Raw genomic sequence first — 4250 nt, forward strand, 5'->3', positions numbered from 1 at the left:
AAGTTAGGGCTTGCTGTTCGCGGAGCGTGCCCGTTAGGCATAAAAGTCTTTTGGTGAGAGTAGGGAGTAGGGAGTAGTTCGGTGCCTCTTTATTTCTATTCTTTTTGCCAGAAAAAATAACAGATGCAAGGATTTTAAACCTAAAATCCTAATTTCCTTGCACTTATTTCCTAATAAAATAGCCTCAAAGCATTGATAAATCAATATTTTTTAGTTATTCAGCAGACCCTAAGTTACATTCTGTTGTAGTAGTTCTAGTTGGTGAGATTGTTTCCTTCCGCTCTGCGACCGCCGCCATGACATGCGGACTGTCTTTGAAAGCAACTTGGTACCAGCTATATCATGTTCGGTTCAAGACTTATGGTTAAGACTGCAAGGGGGCAGGGAATAGGTAAGCCATTGCGGTGGACGGGTTTCCCGGCATAAAGCAAGTGGCACAACCCGGAGGGGTTTCCCGGCATAAAGCAAGTGGCGCAACCCGAAGGGGAGCAGGGGGAGAAAGAGTTTTAAGATGTTTGCACCATGATCTGAATAATAAGTAATCTCCCGAACTTGATATTATAAGTAATCAAACAAAAATATTTACCATTATTACAAACTACGCGAAACAATCCTAACCCCTGCGATTGCTTCGTTTCACTCCGTTACACTCGCAATGACATGGTGTAATTAATTATGTTTAACTACTTAAATTCATAATCAATTTATAAAAAAAACTCATAAATAATCTTTGCTTTTGTTGAGACAGATTATTTATGAGTTCTGGATGCAAAGTAATGGTAAGCAATGGTAGATTCCGACACTCACATGCTAAATATCGCCGCGAATTTCTTCGATAACGCCATCCCGCATGACAATTTCCACTTGCATTTTGCTAATTATGTTGTCACCAACTTCCGCACGGAAAAATCCTTCCATCTGGAATTGATTCACTTCTTGATCTAACTCTAGAATCTGTACTTGTTGCAGATTTTGCAATAATTGATTTTTTTGTTCTAGTAGTTCATTTTTCTTTTCGTTGATCTGAAGTTGAATATTATCTACCTGTTGGACTGTTTGGGGACCAGGAGGTTGTAGACTTTGCTTCTGAATTTCTGCTATTGCTCTTTGTCCTTGCATATCTAACTGCTGAAACTGCTGATCGAGTTGATTGATCTGAGTTTGCAGATGTTGCTGCATTTCTTCCTTCCAGACAGAAGTCACAATGGCTTTGACGTTAACAACGCGTTTTAAGAGTAGTTGTTGATTGGAAAGATCCATATAAATTTAGTGTTACCTATCTAGTGGATAATTGAGACTATTAAGCAAACATTGCCTTAATCATATTGCGATCGCGCTCCATAACCACGTGTCGCTTAATTTTCAATGTTTGGCTCATTGTCCCGTTTTCAATGGAAAATGGCTCAAGAATCAGTTTGAATGGTCCAATGCGGTCATCTGCGCGATAACCCGGACGATTTTTTACTTCCCGATTCAATTCTTGCCGAAATAAATCCTGGATTATTGTATTCTCCAGGTTTATTTTTTGACCATCGGTCTGTGTCAGGTTAGCATCCTCTAGGGATAATTCCAGGTTTTTACTAGCTGCCCATTGTGCTAAAGCATCAAGATTGGGAACAATTAAAGCACCAAGACTTTTACAATCTTGCCCCACAAGCATGATTTGATCAATATATTGCGATCGCAAACAAGCATCTTCAATGGGTTGGGGTTCGATATTTTCCCCATTGGTTAATACAATGGTGTCTTTGGCTCGTCCGGTTAAGGTTAGGTCATTTTGTGGTGTTACCCAACCTAAATCACCACTGTCAAACCACCCCTCTTCATCAATGGCTTTGGCTGTGGCTTCTGGGTTTTGATAGTAACCTTGCATAATTTGTGGCCCCCGCAACATTACTAAACCTTTTTCCCCTGCTGGTAATTGTTGATGAGTTTCTGGATTGACAATTTTCGCCTCTGTACCAGGGATTGGTTTACCGGAGGAACCACGTAAGTTTTGCCAATAACGTCTTGCATGGGTAACAGGAGAGGTTTCGGTTAAACCATAACCAACTAAAACATCTACTCCAATAATTTCAAAGAAGGTATCAATGTGTTTAGCAAGAGCACCACCACCACAAATCATTTGTTTGATTTTGCCTCCGGTGGCTGACTTCACTTTTTGATACACTAACTTGTCAGCCAAGGTATGCAGGGGAAGTAAAGCAGATGCTTGGATAGTAGCAGTAATTTTTTCCCAGAGGGAATGATTCAGATTATTTAAGTCTAATCCTTGGGAAATTCGCCTTGCTTGAATATATTTGTTACTAATACCCAGTAAATTATTCACCAAGCGTTGCTTATTCTCTGGCTGTTCTCGAAATTGCTTCTGTACACCTTCATAAATTGACTCTAAGAGCCGGGGAACAGCAACTATATATTGAGGTTTATATTGTTTTAAATCCCGCTTGATATTACGTAGGTTGGTATAAATTAGGGTACAACCTTGGGACAATAAGAAATATTCTGCACTGCGTTCTAGTACATGCCAGGTGGGAAGAATGCTCAAAACCATATCTCCCGGTTGTGGCTGCACTAATATACCTAAATTAGCCACTTGATACATCAAGTTACCGTGACTGAGCATTACTCCTTTGGGTTTACCCGTAGTCCCGGAAGTGTAAAGTAGTGTGGCGAGATGATGTCGCTTTTGTTGCCCAGGTTCTAATTCATGCTGTGAACCTGTTTCCATCAACTGAGGCAAATTCAATATCTTTAAGCTGTCTTCTGGTGGCGCTTCATCACTTAATAAAATGACCAACTTAATGGGTAAATTATCAATACCTGCTCTCAGCTTTTTTAGGGTTTGTAAGTCTTCCAGCACCAGTACTGTACTACCACTATTTGCCAAGATGTACAGTAATTCTTCCCGTTCGGCTTGGGAGCTACGCACCGCATTCACAGCTCCAGCCATGATTATTCCTTGATCGGCAACCAACCACCGGGGAGAATTATCAGAAATTAAAGAAATATGCTCTCCTGCCTTAATTCCCAAAGCTTGCAATCCTCCAGCAAACTGCTTGATTTGCTGATATAGCTGAGTATAAGTCACAACTACTTCTGGTTTAGCGCGGGGATCTCGTAAAGCAACCGTATCGCCAAATTTATTTGCTACCACAGGCCAAATCTCTGGTAAGGACTGCACCTGGGAATAATCTACCAAGCCCTTTAATAATAGCCGCTCTCGTTCAGTCATTGACAAAGATAAATTTTGCTGTGCGGAAGTTGTTAACATCACATATCACCCCAGTAGTAAATTGCCTATTTTCCAATATTTTTACCCATCTACTTACAATAACCGACCACAATAGACACTATTCTTTTTGTCTGTTTCTACCCCTTATGATGCTTGGCTCGGCTCTTGGTGGAAACATCACCGTTAAGCAATTTCCAGCAATACATTTACAAATACTTATGCTAATATCTTTTTATATAGATAAATAGTAATGCAATCCTCCTGGGGATTAATCCAGTAGGAATAATTATTGCTGCCTATATGTAGGAGCGAGCAAGAATCTTGTCATCAGGAGGTGATTAGTTATGGGTTTAGTGGATATTCTATTAATAACGCTCATTAGCGGAGTTGTTTGTGTGGCTTTACCTAAGTTGATATATCTAATTTTTTCACATCAAACCAACCATCATAAATCTGTAAATAAGGGTTTAGATTCTTTTGCAGTTAAAGACAATATTGCCACTTTTCCTTATTGTACAAATTATATTTTGAGGGAAAATTCTTCATGCAAGTTTAGTCCCCATTTTTGCACTCAATGTTCTAACCACTAATTAACTAAACTCAATATTTCTTAATAAATATGTAATTTTTAGTCATTAAAAATTTCTTATGTGAATCAGAAGTAAATCAAATGCTATTTCTGTCTATAGAGACTACAAAAATGGCTGATTTTATTGCAGAATATTATATTAGACCATCAAAAAATAAGGAATTTGTCCGATGGATTTGATATCTGTAATTATCCTGACTGTGGTCAACATCTTAGCTTGTTTGGCTCTCCCTAAACTGCTATCCCTAGCTTTGAGTTTGAAACAAAATTTATCTTTAATTCCTGTAGATGTAAGGGATACCAAAACATATCAAAACTAACAGTTATGATTTTGCTTTGTCTAAGTAAAAACACATAATTGTATAGTCTTAAAAGCAATACATTCGATAAATAAAATCAATGTAATGGTATAGCACTAGTACACCT

3 protein-coding genes are annotated in these 4250 nt (G+C 38.6%); 1 reads left to right on the plus strand and 2 read right to left on the minus strand.

Annotated elements, in window-relative coordinates; genetic code table 11:
- Positions 1-810: 810 nt before the first annotated feature.
- Together CALSC_RS22825 and CALSC_RS22830 are read right to left on the minus strand one after the other, a co-directional pair.
- Positions 811-1260: a YlqD family protein gene (locus CALSC_RS22825; RefSeq protein ID WP_088243539.1), complete on the minus strand. Its 450-nt coding sequence runs from the start codon at positions 1258-1260 to the stop codon at positions 811-813.
- 40 nt (positions 1261-1300) lie between these two features.
- Positions 1301-3274, minus strand: a complete 1974-nt coding sequence (locus CALSC_RS22830; protein ID WP_088243540.1) for an AMP-dependent synthetase/ligase — start codon at positions 3272-3274, stop codon at positions 1301-1303.
- A 720-nt stretch (positions 3275-3994) separates the two neighbouring features.
- Between CALSC_RS22830 and CALSC_RS27105 the strand changes: the two genes are divergently transcribed.
- On the plus strand, positions 3995-4144 hold the full coding sequence (locus CALSC_RS27105) for a hypothetical protein (protein WP_200817723.1): 150 nt from the start codon (positions 3995-3997) through the stop codon (positions 4142-4144).
- The last annotated feature ends 106 nt before the right edge of the window (positions 4145-4250 follow it).

It is taken from the genome of Calothrix rhizosoleniae SC01, assembly GCF_900185595.1.
GTDB classification, from domain to species: Bacteria; Cyanobacteriota; Cyanobacteriia; order Cyanobacteriales; family Nostocaceae; genus Calothrix_A; species Calothrix_A rhizosoleniae.